General features: G+C 69.6%; 16 protein-coding genes. 8 read left to right on the forward strand and 8 right to left on the reverse strand.

Translation table 11 applies throughout. The annotated features are described in order from the left end of the window. The 3 genes from F3J18_RS30525 to F3J18_RS30535 form a co-directional block, all read left to right on the forward strand. Window positions 1-314, forward strand: a 314-nt coding sequence (locus F3J18_RS30525) for a substrate-binding domain-containing protein (RefSeq protein WP_166915850.1), incomplete at its 5' end; no start/stop codon positions are given. Window positions 315-368: 54 nt separating this feature from the next. Further along, window positions 369-1,157: a YhfC family glutamic-type intramembrane protease gene (locus tag F3J18_RS30530; RefSeq protein WP_166915852.1), complete on the forward strand. Its 789-nt coding sequence runs from the start codon at window positions 369-371 to the stop codon at window positions 1,155-1,157. An 11-nt stretch (window positions 1,158-1,168) separates the two neighbouring features. After that, window positions 1,169-1,531: a DUF3022 domain-containing protein gene (locus F3J18_RS30535; protein ID WP_025100464.1), complete on the forward strand. Its 363-nt coding sequence runs from the start codon at window positions 1,169-1,171 to the stop codon at window positions 1,529-1,531. Between the two features lie 94 nt (window positions 1,532-1,625). Here the strand turns inward: F3J18_RS30535 and F3J18_RS30540 are convergent, their stop codons facing one another. The 3 genes from F3J18_RS30540 to F3J18_RS30550 form a co-directional block, all read right to left on the reverse strand. Beyond that, window positions 1,626-2,060: a PGDYG domain-containing protein gene (locus F3J18_RS30540; RefSeq protein WP_025100463.1), complete on the reverse strand. Its 435-nt coding sequence runs from the start codon at window positions 2,058-2,060 to the stop codon at window positions 1,626-1,628. Between the two features lie 218 nt (window positions 2,061-2,278). After that, window positions 2,279-2,635, reverse strand: coding sequence for a hypothetical protein (locus F3J18_RS30545; protein ID WP_166915854.1), 357 nt, complete (start codon window positions 2,633-2,635; stop codon window positions 2,279-2,281). Window positions 2,636-2,804: 169 nt separating this feature from the next. After that, window positions 2,805-3,350 (reverse strand): Spy/CpxP family protein refolding chaperone, encoded by a 546-nt coding sequence (locus tag F3J18_RS30550; protein WP_025100461.1) that lies wholly within the window; start codon window positions 3,348-3,350, stop codon window positions 2,805-2,807. Window positions 3,351-3,639: 289 nt separating this feature from the next. Between F3J18_RS30550 and F3J18_RS30555 the strand changes: the two genes are divergently transcribed. Both F3J18_RS30555 and F3J18_RS30560 read left to right on the forward strand, forming a co-directional pair. Beyond that, window positions 3,640-4,104 (forward strand): Lrp/AsnC family transcriptional regulator, encoded by a 465-nt coding sequence (locus F3J18_RS30555; protein WP_013698172.1) that lies wholly within the window; start codon window positions 3,640-3,642, stop codon window positions 4,102-4,104. Between the two features lie 88 nt (window positions 4,105-4,192). Then, complete coding sequence (locus tag F3J18_RS30560; RefSeq protein ID WP_166915856.1) at window positions 4,193-5,260, forward strand: zinc ribbon domain-containing protein; 1,068 nt, start codon at window positions 4,193-4,195, stop codon at window positions 5,258-5,260. A gap of 64 nt (window positions 5,261-5,324) precedes the next feature. Here the strand turns inward: F3J18_RS30560 and F3J18_RS30565 are convergent, their stop codons facing one another. Next, on the reverse strand, window positions 5,325-6,782 hold the full coding sequence (locus tag F3J18_RS30565; protein ID WP_166915858.1) for a mechanosensitive ion channel domain-containing protein: 1,458 nt from the start codon (window positions 6,780-6,782) through the stop codon (window positions 5,325-5,327). Between the two features lie 383 nt (window positions 6,783-7,165). Here F3J18_RS30565 and F3J18_RS30570 point away from each other — a divergent pair, with 383 nt between their 5' ends. After that, the gene (locus F3J18_RS30570) at window positions 7,166-8,266 is read left to right on the forward strand and encodes a saccharopine dehydrogenase C-terminal domain-containing protein (protein WP_013698170.1); all 1,101 of its coding nucleotides are present in this window, start codon (window positions 7,166-7,168) and stop codon (window positions 8,264-8,266) included. 106 nt (window positions 8,267-8,372) lie between these two features. Here the strand turns inward: F3J18_RS30570 and F3J18_RS30575 are convergent, their stop codons facing one another. Continuing rightward, on the reverse strand, window positions 8,373-8,987 hold the full coding sequence (locus F3J18_RS30575; RefSeq protein WP_017921435.1) for an ATP-binding protein: 615 nt from the start codon (window positions 8,985-8,987) through the stop codon (window positions 8,373-8,375). 243 nt (window positions 8,988-9,230) lie between these two features. On the opposite strand from F3J18_RS30575, the gene corA reads away from it, so the two are divergent. Next, window positions 9,231-10,208 (forward strand): magnesium/cobalt transporter CorA, encoded by a 978-nt coding sequence (gene corA / locus F3J18_RS30580; RefSeq protein WP_025100458.1) that lies wholly within the window; start codon window positions 9,231-9,233, stop codon window positions 10,206-10,208. 22 nt (window positions 10,209-10,230) lie between these two features. Here corA and F3J18_RS30585 read toward each other — a convergent pair whose 3' ends face one another. Further along, window positions 10,231-10,518, reverse strand: a complete 288-nt coding sequence (locus F3J18_RS30585; protein ID WP_025100457.1) for a YciI-like protein — start codon at window positions 10,516-10,518, stop codon at window positions 10,231-10,233. Between the two features lie 197 nt (window positions 10,519-10,715). On the opposite strand from F3J18_RS30585, the gene F3J18_RS30590 reads away from it, so the two are divergent. Further along, window positions 10,716-11,159, forward strand: a complete 444-nt coding sequence (locus F3J18_RS30590; protein WP_166915860.1) for a hypothetical protein — start codon at window positions 10,716-10,718, stop codon at window positions 11,157-11,159. A gap of 136 nt (window positions 11,160-11,295) precedes the next feature. Here F3J18_RS30590 and F3J18_RS30595 read toward each other — a convergent pair whose 3' ends face one another. Both F3J18_RS30595 and F3J18_RS30600 read right to left on the reverse strand, forming a co-directional pair. Further along, on the reverse strand, window positions 11,296-11,619 hold the full coding sequence (locus tag F3J18_RS30595; RefSeq protein WP_166915862.1) for a hypothetical protein: 324 nt from the start codon (window positions 11,617-11,619) through the stop codon (window positions 11,296-11,298). A gap of 113 nt (window positions 11,620-11,732) precedes the next feature. Further along, window positions 11,733-14,138, reverse strand: coding sequence for a DUF3772 domain-containing protein (locus F3J18_RS30600; RefSeq protein ID WP_166915864.1), 2,406 nt, complete (start codon window positions 14,136-14,138; stop codon window positions 11,733-11,735). Between the last annotated feature and the right edge of the window lie 115 nt (window positions 14,139-14,253).

The following is a 14,253-nucleotide window of genomic DNA, read 5'->3' on the forward strand; positions in this document are numbered from 1 at the left end:
CGCGGCTCGACGCCGCCGCGTCGGCTGGCCGCCGGGTCGCGCTGTTCGCCGCCAACGCGCCGGTGGCGCTGGCGCTCGCGCGTCACCTGCACGCGCGTCACGGCGCCGGCTGGCAGGCCAGGGTGGCGCTGCTGTCGATCGACGATCCCGAATGGGCCGAGCTGCTCGGCATCACCACGATCCGTCAGCCCACCTATGAAATCGGCTATCGCGCGGTCGAATTCGTGCACGACCGGATCGACGGCGCCACCGACGCGGCGCGCGAGGCGCTGCTGCCCGGCGAGCTGGTGGTGCGCACATCGACCGCAAGCTGAGTATCATGCGGGGTCGCGCACCGCTCCGGTGCGCCTGACCGACCAAGGATCGTCATGACTGTTGCCCCCGCCACCCTGGTGGCGCTGATCATCGGCACGCTGATCGTCGCGCTGTTGCCGATCGTTGCGTTCCGCTTGCTGAAATCCCCGATGAAACTGGATCGTCGCGACGCCATCGTCGGCGTCGCGGCCTTCATGCTGTTCGCCACCCTGATCGAGCGCGGCGTCTACGCGCTCGCGCCGATGCTGCCGGGCGCCGTGCAATGGCTCTCGCAGCCGGTGGTCTTCGTCGCCTTCGGCATCGCGGTGGCCGCGGTGATCGAGGAGGGCGGCCGCTACCTCGGCCTGCGTTTCGTCGAGCGCCGCTACGGCGCCTCCTCGGGCGACGCGCGCGGGCTCGGCTACGGGATCGGCTTCGGCGGCGCGCAGGCCTGGTTCGTCGGCGTGATCGTGCTGGGCCAGTGGGTCTGGCTGGTGTGGCTCGCGCAGCGCGGCCAGCTCAACCAGCAGCTCTCGACCATGCCGCCCGATCTCGCGCTGCGCATCCAGATGATGCTGATCACCATGTCGGCCTCGACCATCGTGGTGCGCGTGCTCGAATGCCTGGCCGCCTTCACCTTCCAGCTCGCCATGTCGGTGCTGGTGTGGCGCGGGGTGCAGGCGCGCAAGCGCTGGATCCTGCCGCTGGCGATCGTGCTGCACCCGATCGGCGACCTGCCGCTGATGGCCTTCAATGCCGGCGCGATTCCCGTGTCGACGATGGTCACGGCCTACGGCCTGATGACCCTGATCCTGATTGCCGCGCTGGTCCGCTGGTGCCGGCCGGCCACGCGCACCGCCTGAGCCCGACCACCATGGACGACTACCACTACGACTGCGCCAGCGCCGAGTTCGACGCGCTCGCGCATGTGATCTGCGACCTGTTCCCGGAACAGACGAGTTTCGCCGAGCGCGGCGACGAAGGCGGGCGCTTCCTGCACGTGCAATGGCTGGGGATGCGTTTCGGCTCGGCGCCCAAGCGCATGACGCTGGCGCTGCGCATCGAGCCGGCGGCCTTCGCGCGCTACCTGGCGATGCGGCCGATGCAGCGCGCGCGCAGCCACGCGGTGCTGCGCGCCTATGTCGAGGCCTTCATCGGCTCGCTGGAAGAGCGGCACGCGGAAGGCCAGGCGATCGAGCGCGATACCGAGCTGGTGCTGGGCGAGGAATTCGCCTGAGCGGGTGCTGTCGTCGCGGCCGCGGTGATTCCGGGGCGGCTGCGTAAATCGCCGGCGGCCTTGCGCCGCCGGTGCCTTCAAAGGATCGCCGCGCTTACTGCGTGACGCGATAGACCTGCGCGAAACGCTGCGCCTGCACCACGCCGTAGTCGCCGGGCGCGTACTGCATGACCCAGTCGCCGGCCGCGCCGCGCAGCACGTCGCCGTTTTCGGAACGCGCGATCGAGAACGCCGCCTCCATCCGTTTCGCCAGCACCACCGCCGGCCGGTTCCGGTACGGGCCGGCGTCGCCATGCGCGAGCCCCTCGGCGGCCGGCAGGTACTTGTCGTCGAAACGCTGGCGGGACACCACCCAGCGATCGCCGGTCGAGCCCGTCACGATCGCGTCGCCGGCCGCGTAGCGGTTCGGCCCTTCCAGGCTCATCAGTTCGCCCGCCTCGGCGGCGAAGGCCACCTCCACGGTTTCGTCCTTGACGACGCGTTGCGCGGCGGGATCCGTGCGCAGGTCGATTTGCTTCAGTTCGATCATGGTTCGCGTGCCTGGCTGAGAAAAGCCCGAACTGTAGCTTGAAACCGGCCGGCCGTGGGGCTGGCGGCCTTGGCGCGCGGTCCGGCTCGCCCGGTTCGCGCGGGTTGGCGGCGAGGCTTCTCCGGGCTGGATCGAGTTGTCTCTGGGCTGCTTCGAGGCCGTTTCGTGGTCACGTCACGGCCACGTCAGAACCGCGTCGGGATCGCCCCAGGACCGCTTCAGGGCCGGCAACCCAGGCGCCGGTATTCGGCTTCCGGCGAGGCGCGCCGGTCGTATTCGCCGAGCTCGTTGCGCAACTGGCCATCCGGGCCCATGCGGCGCACCACCACGTTGCGGCGATCCGGCTCGGCGATGGCCTGGCCGACCATGCCGGCGAGTTCCTGGCAGCGCGCCGAGGCGGGCGTGGCGGCCGTCGCGCCGCCCTGCAGGTTGCGGGCGAGCGGCGAGACGAAGCGGGTGGCGGAGGCCGGCGCGGGCGCGGCGGCGCCTCGATGTGCGGCCAGTTGCGCCCAGGCGGGCGGCGCCGCGATCAGCAGCAAGGGGAGCAGGCGGGACAGGAACAGGCGAGCGCGCATGGCATGAATGTCGGTGTTTTGTAAGGAGTCTTCAGACCCGGCCCGCCCGAATCGGTTCACTCCCGCGACATCGGCACCCGCCGCCAATGAAAAAACCGGCCCGCCGCTGTGAAGCGGCGGGCCGGTTCGATGGCCTGCGAGGGCGGGGCGCCAAGGCCCCGCCCAAGGCTTACTGCGCGGCCGGGGCGCTGGCCGCGTCGGCTGCCGGGGCGGCCGGCTTCTTGGCCGCGCCCTTGTGCGGCGCATGCTTGCCGCCCTGCGGGCCGCGATGGTTCCAGCGCTCGCGGAAGGTCTTGTCGGCAATCGCCTTCTGCTCCGGCGAGAGCGCCTCGTACAGCGGGCCGAAGGTGTCGACCAGCTTCTTGGCGCCGTCGGCGTTCGCCTGGGCAATTTCCGCGTACTGCTTCACGTCGTCGAGGGCCGTCGCCGAGGTCTTGCCGTCGGCGCGCTCGCCATAGAGGCGGCCCATGGTTTCACCGTTCTCGCGCATCGTGTCGGCGAACGGTTGCCATTGGGCTTCCTGGGCCTGCGTGATCTTCAACTGCTTGTGCAGGTAGGTGATCCGTTCCTCGACGCGGGCCTCGTGACGCGCGGCGTGCGTGGCGCCCGGCGTCGAGGCGGCTGCCGCCGGAGCGGAAGCGGGCGTCTGGGCGTGGGCGGCGAGCGAGCCGGTAAGCGCGAACAGCGCGGCGAGAGTCAGCGAGATCTTTTTCATTGGAACTCCTGTGTGGTCGTCAAACGGTATCCGGTGGTGCCTGCCGCCGCCTGGTGTCAGGTCGGGTATAGCAAGTCGCGAGCCGGAGACGCGCGCTATTAGTAGCATGCGCAAGGGCAAATGTGCAGCGCGGCGACATCTGCTTACAACCGAAACGAAATCGAAATCGCCGCCGCGGCGGCCCTGGGCGCGGCCGGAATCGCGTGGGAAAGCCCGTTGCGGCGGGCTGCGCGTTTGGGCCGGCGACGCTTCGGCGCTATCATCGCGACACCTTGTCACGGAATCCGTCATGCGCCCACCTCGACTCGACCAGCTCGACGAACTCGACCGCAACCTCGTCTCGCTGCTGCAGGCGAACGCGCGCGCGAGCGTCGCGGAACTGGCGCGTCAGCTCGGCGTGGCGCGCACCACGGTGATCGCGCGCATCGAGCGCCTGGAGCGCACCCAGGTGATCGCCGGCTACGGCGCGCGGCTCGGCCAGGACGTGCTCGACGCGAGCCTGGTGGCCTATGTCGGCATCATCCTCGCGCCCAAGTTCGGCCAGGACGTGCTCAAGCGGCTCGACCGCATGCCCGAGCTGCAACTGCTCTGCGCGGTGAGCGGCGAATACGATTACGTGGCCTGGCTGCGCGCCGATTCGCCGGGCCGGCTCAACGACCTGCTCGACGAGATCGGCGCGCTCGACGGCGTGGAACGCACCACCACCTCGATCATCCTCGCGCGCAAGATCGATCGCGGCACCATCAGCGTCTGAATGCGGCACGGCGCGCGAATCCCGCGCGCCGAGGCAGTCTCCCGGCACAAGCACAAACAAGGATATCGACCACAGGAGCGCAGCGGCCATGAAGACCAGTCAGGCATTTTCCCGTCCCGAACGCTGGTTGCGGCTCGCCTCCTGGGCGCTCGCGATCGTGTTCGCGCTGTTCCTCAACATGCTCGGCAGCCTGGTGATCCGCGACCTGATGTTCGCGCCGCGCGGCGGCCCGCCCGAGGCCGCGCAGTTCGCCGACACGGCGCGCGACGCGGCCCTGCGCGACGAGCGGCGCGCGCTGGAGGGCGAGCGCGCCAGCCTGTCGACGCGGCAGGACGCCGCCAACGCGGGCGCCACGCGCGCCCGGCGCGACTACGACAATGCCCGCGAGGCGTTCCGCAACTGGGTGGCCACGCGCACCGCGACCGGCGACAGCAGCCGCAACCCCGAGCTGCTCGCGCGCACCCAGGAACTCGACAAGCTGCAGGCGGCGCTGGCGGGCTGGCAGAAGCAGCAGGACACGCTGGCCGACCAGGCGAGCGCGCTGGAACAGCGCTCCAGCGCGCTCGAGACGCGCGCCGAGCAGGCCGGCGGCGAGGCGGACCAGCGCTACCAGGCCGCGCTGCGCCGCTATTCGCTGGCCGTGTTCGGCTGGCGCCTGGCCTTCACGCTGCCGGTGCTGCTGCTCGCCGTGTGGCTGTTCCTGCGCTACCGCCGCGCGCGCTACTGGCCCTTCGTCTACGGCTTCGGGCTGTTCGCGCTGTCGGCCTTCTTCGTCGAGCTGGTGCCCTACCTGCCCGACTTCGGCGGTTATGTGCGGGTGGCGGTCGGCATCGCGCTGACGATCTTCGCCGGCATATACATGCTGCGGGCCTTCCAGCGCTACGTCGAGCGCAAGCGCGAGGAGATGCAGCGCAGCCAGGACGAACGGGCCCAGTCGATCGGCTACGAGAAGGCGATCGCCTCGTTCCAGAAGAAGATGTGCCCGTCCTGCGACAAGCCCTGGAGTCTCGGCGGCGAGCAGTCGACCTTCTGCATCCACTGCGGCCTGAAGCTGTTCCAGTCCTGCGCCTGCGGCACGCGCAATTTCGCCTTCTTCCCGTTCTGCAGCGGCTGCGGGGCGGCGGTGCAGCGCGACGAGCCGCCGGCGGCCTCCTGAGGCCCGGCGGCGCGACGAAGCTTGCGCGCGCAACGACCCGCGAGCCGCTTCGCGGGCGGGCGTCTCAATCGTGCAGCGAGTGCACGTGCCGCATCTTGCCGAACAGCCAGTCGAACAGGGAATGGCCGTGTTCCTGCTCGGCGGGCAGCGCCGCGGTCAGCTTGCCGAGCTTGTCCTGCCGGTAGGCCAGCAACTGGCACAGCTTCTCGGCCACTTCCGGATGCGCCTTCAGGAACGCGCTCATGTCGTCCTTGCCGAGCTGGAACAGGACCGCGGGCGTTAGCGTGGTGATCGACACCCGCATCGGCAGGCCGGCCAGCAAGCCCGCCTCCCCGAAGGCCTCGCCCGGGCCGACCCGGGCCAGCTCGCGTTCTCCCGAGGCTTCGCGGAACACCACCGACAACACCCCGGTATAGACGATCGCCAGGCTGTCCGGCACCGTGTCCGGCGCGAGGATTTCCTGGTTGGCCCGGTATTCGTGCCGCGAAAGACGCTTCGCGAGCTGGGCCACCTCGGCGGCGTCGAGGCTTTCGAACAACGACACGCGCTTGAGCAGCGCTTGCCTGGCATCGCCGGCCTCGGTCGCCGGCGCCGGCACGCCCAGCGCGCGCAAGGGCACCCCGGCGGCGGCCAGGTGCCGGTAGCACAGGTCGAACAGCTCGTTGGAGGCGGCGCGCTTGAGCGCCATGTCGTCGACGAAGCCCACCACCTCGTAATGGATCGAGTTGAGCGTCGCGCGCTGCACGCGCGCATAGGCGGCGGGCGAGCGCAGTATCGCGTGGCAACCGGTCAGCGCCCGTTCCAGCGCGTCCAGCACGGTCCTGGGGCGCGCCTCGGGGTCGATCTCGAGCACCAGCGAGAGACCATGGACCTTGGCCGGGCGGCTGTTGTTCGAGATCTTCGCCTTGGCGGTCAGCGCGTTCGGCACGACCAGGGTATTGCCCTGGCCGGTGAGCAGGTGCGTGGCGCGCCAGTTCATCTCGACGACCATGCCCTCCACGTCGTCGATGACGACCCAGTCGCCCACCGAATAGGGCTCGGTGGTGCTGAGCACGATGCCCGCGAACACGTCGCTGAGCGTGCTCTGGATCGCCAGGCCGAGCACGATGGCCAGCGCGCCCGAGGTGGCGACCAGGCCGCGCACCGGCAGCTCGAGCACGAAGGCCAGCGCCGCCACCGCCGCGGCGAGAAACACGATGGCGCCGAACACGTCCGAGAACAGCCGCTGCTTGCGCCAGCTGCGCGGCAGCAGGAGCAGGTCGAGCGAGAGCGTCAGCAGGCGCGCGCCCATCAGCCACCAGATGATTTCGAGGATCTGCGCGAGCCAGTGCAGCCCCGCGGCGTCGCGATACGGCGGCTCGCCGAACGGGCTCATGTCCGCGCTGAACAGCAGCCAGCTCAGGGCCGCGAACAGCGCGAGCCGGATGAACAGGCGAGTGCGTTCGTAGGGGGGAAGCCGGGCGCGCCACACGAGGATATCGGCCGCGACGATGCTCGAGGCCACAATCAGCGGATATTTCACGGGTCGCTCCGGAACCGGGCTTGTCGGAAGTACGGGGGGCGCCGCCGAACCCGGTATCTCCCGGAGTCTCGGCCGAAAAGACGGGTGGGGGCGCAGCCGCTAGCATGCCCGACTCGCCTGGACTCGTCGACTCGATCCGCGCGAAAATCGATCCGCGAAAACGCCGGCGATCGCGCGGTGCCGCCGGGGCCTGCTGCCCTGGATCCCGCGCCGCGTTGCGGGGCCGATTCCGACATAAAGTCGAAACGCTTCGTCATATCGACGAAAATCGGTGTCGGATCGCATCACTTTCCGTCTATCAACTGTTTTTGCTCGTTCGTACACTCTCCTGCAGGCAGTCGAATCGCCTTCGAACACAACAAACACACGTCAGGAGAGTCATCATGAAGATCGCCATCGTCGGCGCCGGCCTGATCGGCCACACCATTGCCCACCTGCTGCGCGAAACGGGCGACTACCAGGTGGTCGCCTTCGACCGTGACGCCGAGGCGCTGGCCAAGCTCGCCGAGGCCGGCATCGAGACGCGCCGAGTCGATTCGGCCGACGCCAACGCGATTCGCGACGCGCTCAAGGGCTTCGACGCGCTGGTCAACGCGCTGCCGTACTACCTGGCCGTGAACGTGGCCGCGGCGGCCAAGGCGGCCGGCGTCCACTACTTCGACCTGACCGAGGACGTGCGCGCCACCCATGCGATCCGCAGCCTGGCCGAGGGCGCCGAGCATGCCTTCATGCCGCAATGCGGGCTCGCGCCGGGCTTCATCGGCATCGCCGCGCATTCGCTGGTGGAGGGCTTCAGCGAGATCCGCGACGTCAAGATGCGGGTCGGCGCGCTGCCCGAGTACCCGACCAACGCGCTGAAGTACAACCTGACCTGGAGCGTGGACGGCCTGATCAACGAATACTGCCAGCCCTGCGAGGCGATCCGTGACGGCCAGCGCCAATGGGTGCAGCCGCTCGAAGGCCTCGAGCACTTCTCGCTGGACGGCATCGAATACGAGGCCTTCAACACCTCGGGCGGCCTCGGCACGCTGTGCGAGACGCTGGCCGACAAGGTCGGCACGCTCGACTACAAGTCGGTGCGCTACCCGGGCCACCGCGACCTGATGCAGTTCCTGCTGGAAGACATGCGCCTGGCCAGCGACCGCGACGCGCTCAAGGCGATGATGCGGCGCGCGGTGCCCTCCACCAAGCAGGACGTGGTGCTGGTGTTCGTGACCGTGACGGGCGTGAAGAACGGCCAGCTGGTGCAGGACGTGTTCACGCGCAAGATCTTCGCCAACGAGATCGGCGGCATGCCGATGAGCGCGATCCAGATCACCACGGCCGGCGCGATGTGCGCGGTGCTCGACCTGTTCCGAGAAGGCCGGCTGCCGCAACGCGGCTTCGTGCGCCAGGAGCAGGTGCCCCTCGAGGCCTTCCTGAAGAACCGCTTCGGCCGGCTCTACGAAGGCGCGATGACGGTGCCCTCGCACGCCATGGCATGAGCGGGCCGGGCAGCAGGCCCGGATAGGAAAAACGGCCGACGCGGGTGGTTTCCACCCGCGTCGGCCGTTTGTATTTCAGGCGCCTTCGCGCGCCGCCCGCCGCGGCTCAGGCCGGCAGCGGCGGCACCATCGCGCTCGGCGCGGGCGGCACGATCGCGTGCAGCAGCGCCTCCACGTCGGCCGCGCCCGGCGCGGTGTTGTCGAACCTCAGCAGTCCTTCGCAGGCCTCGCCGCTCGGCACGAAACGGCGCGCGCGATACTCGTCCCAGTGCGCGAGCTTGTAGGCGTCGTTGGGATTGCCGCGCGCGACGATGCGCTCGCGCGCCATCTCCTCCGAGGTATGCACCCAGACCACGCGCAACTCCACGTCGTGGCCGATGCCCAGCCACTGCCGGTTGAACAGCCGCCCGTCGCGGATCTCGCGCGACAGCGGGCCGACCACCAGCACGCTGATGCCCAGCTCCAGGTTCTCGCGCGCGGTGTCGAGCAGGCCCTGGTATTCCGGATCGCGCAGGTGCTGCAGGTAGAGCGGGCTGTCGCGATCGTTCGGGTCCTGCGTGAGCGCGCCCATCGCGGCGGCGCTGTAGCGGCCGTAGAGCGTGTCCTTGTCGAGCAGGCAGAAGGCCTCGCCGGTGCTGCGCATCAGCGGGCCGATCAACTGCTTGGCGAGGGTGGTCTTGCCGGTGCCGGCATGACCGCAGAAAAACACCAGGTACTTCACGGGCGTGAGCCTCCGGGGCGGGGTGAGGGGACGATGCCGGGCGCGCGGCGGGGAAGCCGTCGCAAGCCGGCGGAAGGCCGCCGGAAAGGCGATCGTCGGCCGCGCGCGACTGCACGATGATGACCGCGAAGCCCCGGCCGCGCAAGGCCGGCGAGGCCGGGCGAACTGCTGCGTGGAGCGGGGCGGAACGGCTACACTAGCGGATCGACTCATCGACAGAAACGGACGTTTCCCCCCGACACAATGTTGATCAACTGCGTTGCCTACCAGAACGGCCAGAAGCTGGCCGACATCGACATCGACGACATCAGCGACTACGTGGCCCGCCCCGAATGCTTCGTCTGGGTCGCGCTGAAGGAACCCGAGCCCGCGGAGCTGGAGCGCATGGGCGAGGAGTTCGGCCTGCACGAGCTGGCGCTCGAGGATGCGCGCAACGGCCACCAGCGGCCGAAGATCGAGGAATACGGCGACTCGCTGTTCGCGGTGATGCACACGGTCGAGCTCGATGCCGACGACGAGTTCGAGATCGGCGAGCTGAACGTGTTCGTCGGCCCCAACTACATCCTGTCGATCCGCAACCACACCTCGCACGGCTTCCAGGACGTGCGCGTGCGCTGCGAGCGCGAGCCGCACCTGCTCAAGGAAGGCGCGGCCTTCGTGTTCTACGCGCTGATGGACCAGATCGTCGATCGCTACTTCCCGACCGTGGAGGCGCTGGGCGCCGAGCTGGAGGCACTCGAGGACCGCATCTTCGAGAAATCGACGCCGGCCACCGCGCGCGCGATCATCCAGGATCTCTATTCGCTCAAGCGCCGGCTGATGATCGTCTACCAGCACACGGCGCCGCTGCTCGAACCGCTCTCGAAGCTGGTCGGCGGGCGCACGCCGCAGGTCTGCAGCGGCATGGAGCATTACTTCCGCGATGTCTACGACCACCTGCTGCGCATCACCAAGACCCTGGAGGCGCGCCGCGAAATGGTGGTGACCGCGGTGCAGGTCGACCTCGGCATGATCTCGCTGGCCGAGAGCGAGGTGACCAAGCGGCTGGGCTCCTTCGCCGCCTTGTTCGCGATCCCGACCATGATCGCCGGGATCTACGGCATGAACTTCAACAACATCCCCGAGCTGCACTGGCGCTTCGGCTTCTATGTCTGCCTGGGCGTGATGGCGATCGGGGATTTCGCGCTCTGGTGGCGCTTCAAGCGCGCCGGCTGGCTCTGAGCGCGGCGGCGCGCGGCGCGTGTCAGGTCTTCGCGTAGTGGCCGGCGGCGACGTTCCACTGGCGCACCTGCCAATGGCGCACCAGCTTGTTCTTCACATAGGGATCGGCATTCGCGAAGGCCTCGGCCGCGGCCGGCGAGGCGCCGGTGAACACCAGCACCGCGCAGTCGGCCGGATCGGCCAGCGCGCCGGCCAGCAGCAGCTCGCCGCGCTCGGTGGCGGCCTGGGCCAGCGCCAGGTGTTCGTCGCGATACTGGCCGCGCCGCTCGAGGTAGTTGTCGACCAGGTCGTAGGTCAGCAGGTAGTACATCGTGTCTCCTCCGTTCGGGCTCGGGCGCCGGCTCGGACGCGGCGCGAAAGGTCCAGTATAGGCGCGGCCCCGGGCCGCGCGAACAAATGCTTACGATTCGATACGGTCGCGCCGCGCGCTTCGCGGCACACTGCGCGCGCGCCTGCCCGGGCGCGTCGCGAGGGGCGACGCGCGGGCGGGGCGAGAAGGAAATCCGGATGACGTTTCGAACCTTGTTGCTTGCCGGCGCGCTCGCGCCGGTGCTGGCCGCCTGCGGGTGGTTCCACGACGGCCCCGCGCCGGCCGAGATCGATGCCGCCGTGCGGCAGGCGCTGGACGGCGAGAACCACGGCGCGCTCAACAGCTTCCTCGGCCAGCCCTTGCCGGTGGCGGCCGATGTCGCCTCGATCCGCGAGGAGGGCCCGTGCCGCAAGACGGCCGAGCATGCCTATACCTGCGACGTGGTGATCGCCTGGCATTCGGGCAAGTCGGAGGATGCGTCTTCCTCGCGCGCCTCGCTGGTGTTCTCGCGCGACGGGCAGGACCAGTGGCGCACCTATGGCGTGGACGCGGCGCTGGTGACCGGCGCCGCGCATTCGGTGGTCGACGATATCCGCCGCGCGCTGCCGGGCAGTGCCGCTTCGACGGCTCAGCAGCAGTGAGGCGGCGCGTCAGTCGCGCCTGAGGACGGATGAAACGGGAAGGGCGGCGCGGACCTGATGGCCCGCGCCGCCCTTTCTTCATGCCGCGCCGCGTTCGGCACCCCGGCAATCGCTCGCCGGTGTACCGCGAGCCGGCTTACCAGCGGTGGTCGTCGCGATGGTCGTCGCCGCGGTGGTCGCGATCGTCGTAGCGGCGATCGCCCGGCGGGTGGGCGCGGTTCCAGTCGTCGCGTGCCCAGTAGCGGCGGCCGTCCCAGTAGCGGTCGCCGTGCCAGCCGATGCTGACGTCGACCGCCACGCCCGGCTGCGCATAGGCCGGCTGCGCGGCGTAGCCGCCGCCATATCCCCCACCATACCCACCGCCGTAGCCCGGATTGGCCGGGTAGGCCACGCAGCCCGTGAGCAGCGAGCCGGCCAGCAGGGCCGGCGCCAGCAAGGCGATCGTCTTGATGTTCTTCATGTCTTTCCCCCAAGCGGTTGGTGTGATGAGGGGAAGCATAGGGGGAGCGATCGTCACATGCGGTAAAGGATTGCAACCGTTGATGACGAACCCGAAATACCGCGCCGGCCGCCTCAGCCGGCGGGTTTCGTCCCCGTCACGGCGGGCAGGGCAGCGGCGCCCGCCTCGGGCGCGTTCTGGATCATCAGCATCTGCGGGCTGGCCAGCGTGATCGAGGCCGCGCGCAGTTGTTTCAGGATCTCGAACAGCAGGTCGCTCTTGGTCGTGGCGGTGATGCGCGGGCTGCTCACGTAGCCGGTCACGCTCAGCGTGATGCCGTCCGGCGTGAGCTGGCTGAAGGTGACCGAGGGCGCGGGCTTCTCCAGGATCGCCGGATGCGCCTGGTAGGCGTTCAGCAGCAGGTCGCGCACCTGTTCCGGGTCGGTGTTGAGCGGGAAGGTCAGCATCAGGGTGGCCACGCCCTGGGTGCTGTTGCCCATCGTGACGTTGCGCAGGTTCTGCGAGATCAGCTGCGAGTTCGGCACGATCACGGTCGAGCGGTCACTCAGCTGGATCTCGGTGGCGCGCACGTTGATGCGGCGGATATCGCCCTCCACGCCGCTGATGCTGACCATGTCGCCTACCTTCACCGGCCGCTCGGTCAGCAGGATCAGGCCCGACACGAAGTTCTTGACGATCTCCTGCAGGCCGAAGCCGATCCCCACCGACAGCGCGCTGACGATCCAGGCCAGGCTGCTCCACTGCACGCCGAGCAGGGAGAGCGTCATCAGCACCAGCAGCACGTAGCCGAGGTTGCTGAACAGCGTGACCAGCGAGGCGCGCATGCCGGGGTCCATGCCCAGGGTCGGCAGGAATTCGTTGTCCAGCCAGCGGCGCACCGAACGCAGCAGCCAGAAGCCCACCGCCAGCGCCAGCACCGCGTTGACGATGCGGTCCGGCACGATGTTGAGGCTGCGCAGCTTGGTGCCGCCGAGCATGGTCAGCAGGCTGTCGAACAGGTCGCTCGGGGTGGTGCCGAAACCGCCGGTCAGCAGCGACAGCGCGGCCAGCAGCACCAGCACCGCGACGCCGACGCCCGACAGCAGGGTCGAGGCCTGCTCCAGATGGCTGTCGTCCAGCCCGAACAGGTGCTTGATGGTGTTGCCGCTGCGGTACTGCGTCGAGAACAGGCTGGCGAAGGCGTCGCGCGTGATCTGCGTGAGCATGTAGAAGCTGCACAGCACGATCTCGAACCAGACCAGCTCGTAGGTGATGAAGCGCGCCACCGTGATGTAGCCGATCAGCAGCGCGGCCAGCGAGGCGATCACCGCCAGCGACACGCCGGCGTGGATCAGCCCGGCCAGGGTCGAGCGCGCCTCGGGCTGCTCGCCGGCCGCGGCCAGCTCGGCACGCGCGCGGTTGGCGCGCAGCAGGGTGGCGCCGATCGTCAGCGCCACCACCAGGGCCACGAGGCCGCGTCCGAAGATGGTCACCTGCAGGCTGGTGTCGGCGATCCGGTTCAGTTGCTCGAGCGTGCCCGAGACCAGCAGCAGCGCGGCCAGGATGGTGGGGAAGCGGCGCATCGCGAGCGCCACCGGATCGGCGATCGCCGGCAGCCGCCAGCTCGGATGGCGGGTGCAGAGCAGGGCGCGGCCGAGGCCCGCGATCAGCGCGCAGGTCATCGCCAGTTCGCTGAACTTGGCGGCGAAATCGTCGAGCGCGGGCGTGAGCGCCTCGCCGCGCGTCACTGCGAGATAGAGCAGTTGCACCGCGATGCCGGTCGAGATCACGGTGGCCAGCGCGGTGCTCAGCGCCAGCGCGCTGCGGCGCAGCCGCGTGGCCGGCAGGCGGTTCAGGCAGAACCAGGCGAAGCCGCGTTCCAGCAGGCGCCGCCCGCCGCTCCAGACCGCGATCGCCAGGCCGAGCAGCAGCACCGTGCCCAGGCGCCGGCCATCCTCCCAGGCGAACGAGAACTGCGCGGCGATCTGGCCGAAGAACTTGTGCAGCCGGTCGATATCCTCCTGCTGCGGCGAGTGGAACGGCGCCCAGAAGCTCGGGCCGAGCAGGCTGCCCGAGCGCAGCGCGAGCTGGTTGCGCAACAATCCGCGGCGCAGTTTCGCGTACTGCTGGTCCAGGTTGGCGAGGTCGTCCTTCTGGGCCACGGCCTGTTTCAGCGCCGCGTCGAACTGGTCGCGGCGCGCGTCGAGATCGCTGCGCTGGTGCGCCACCGCCGGCGTCTCGGGCGGTGCGCCGGCCGCCGGCGGCGGCCCGAGCACGTCGAGCTGGGCCTGGATCTGCGCGCGCTGCGGCTTGAGCGCGTCGATCAGCTTGTCGACGTCGCCGCTGAGCGCCTCGGTGGCGGTATCGGCGGTGTCGATCTGGGTGTTGCTGGTGGCCGTCGAGGTTTGCTGCTTGATGCGGTCCTGCTCGGCCTGCAACTGCTTGAGCGAGGCGATCGCGTCGGCGTAGGAGATTGCCGGCGCGGCGGAGGCGGCGCTGGCGGCCGAGGCCACCAGCGGCTGCGCCTGCGCGGCCGGCATGCCGGTGCCGAGCAGGGCCGTCGAGAGCAGCAAGAGCGGCAGAAAGCGCGGCAGCAAGCGCGGCAGAAAGCGCGGCGGCATGAGGTGCAGCACGCGCGCGGCCGGCAGCGGCGCG

It is taken from the genome of Burkholderia sp. Ax-1720 (assembly GCF_011753035.1).
GTDB classification, from domain to species: domain Bacteria; phylum Pseudomonadota; class Gammaproteobacteria; order Burkholderiales; family Burkholderiaceae; genus Burkholderia; species Burkholderia gladioli.

Coding starts and splice junctions, on each gene's coding strand:
- F3J18_RS30600 (WP_166915864.1), bottom strand. CDS start 14,138: ATGCCGGCCGCGCAGGCGCAGCCGCTGGTGGCCTCGGCCGCCAGCGCC.
- F3J18_RS30570 (WP_013698170.1), top strand. CDS start 7,166: ATGAAGATCGCCATCGTCGGCGCCGGCCTGATCGGCCACACCATTGCC.
- F3J18_RS30595 (WP_166915862.1), bottom strand. CDS start 11,619: ATGAAGAACATCAAGACGATCGCCTTGCTGGCGCCGGCCCTGCTGGCC.
- F3J18_RS30550 (WP_025100461.1), bottom strand. CDS start 3,350: ATGAAAAAGATCTCGCTGACTCTCGCCGCGCTGTTCGCGCTTACCGGC.
- F3J18_RS30590 (WP_166915860.1), top strand. CDS start 10,716: ATGACGTTTCGAACCTTGTTGCTTGCCGGCGCGCTCGCGCCGGTGCTG.
- F3J18_RS30535 (WP_025100464.1), top strand. CDS start 1,169: ATGGACGACTACCACTACGACTGCGCCAGCGCCGAGTTCGACGCGCTC.
- F3J18_RS30555 (WP_013698172.1), top strand. CDS start 3,640: ATGCGCCCACCTCGACTCGACCAGCTCGACGAACTCGACCGCAACCTC.
- F3J18_RS30540 (WP_025100463.1), bottom strand. CDS start 2,060: ATGATCGAACTGAAGCAAATCGACCTGCGCACGGATCCCGCCGCGCAA.
- F3J18_RS30560 (WP_166915856.1), top strand. CDS start 4,193: ATGAAGACCAGTCAGGCATTTTCCCGTCCCGAACGCTGGTTGCGGCTC.
- corA (WP_025100458.1), top strand. CDS start 9,231: ATGTTGATCAACTGCGTTGCCTACCAGAACGGCCAGAAGCTGGCCGAC.
- F3J18_RS30545 (WP_166915854.1), bottom strand. CDS start 2,635: ATGCGCGCTCGCCTGTTCCTGTCCCGCCTGCTCCCCTTGCTGCTGATC.
- F3J18_RS30530 (WP_166915852.1), top strand. CDS start 369: ATGACTGTTGCCCCCGCCACCCTGGTGGCGCTGATCATCGGCACGCTG.
- F3J18_RS30585 (WP_025100457.1), bottom strand. CDS start 10,518: ATGTACTACCTGCTGACCTACGACCTGGTCGACAACTACCTCGAGCGG.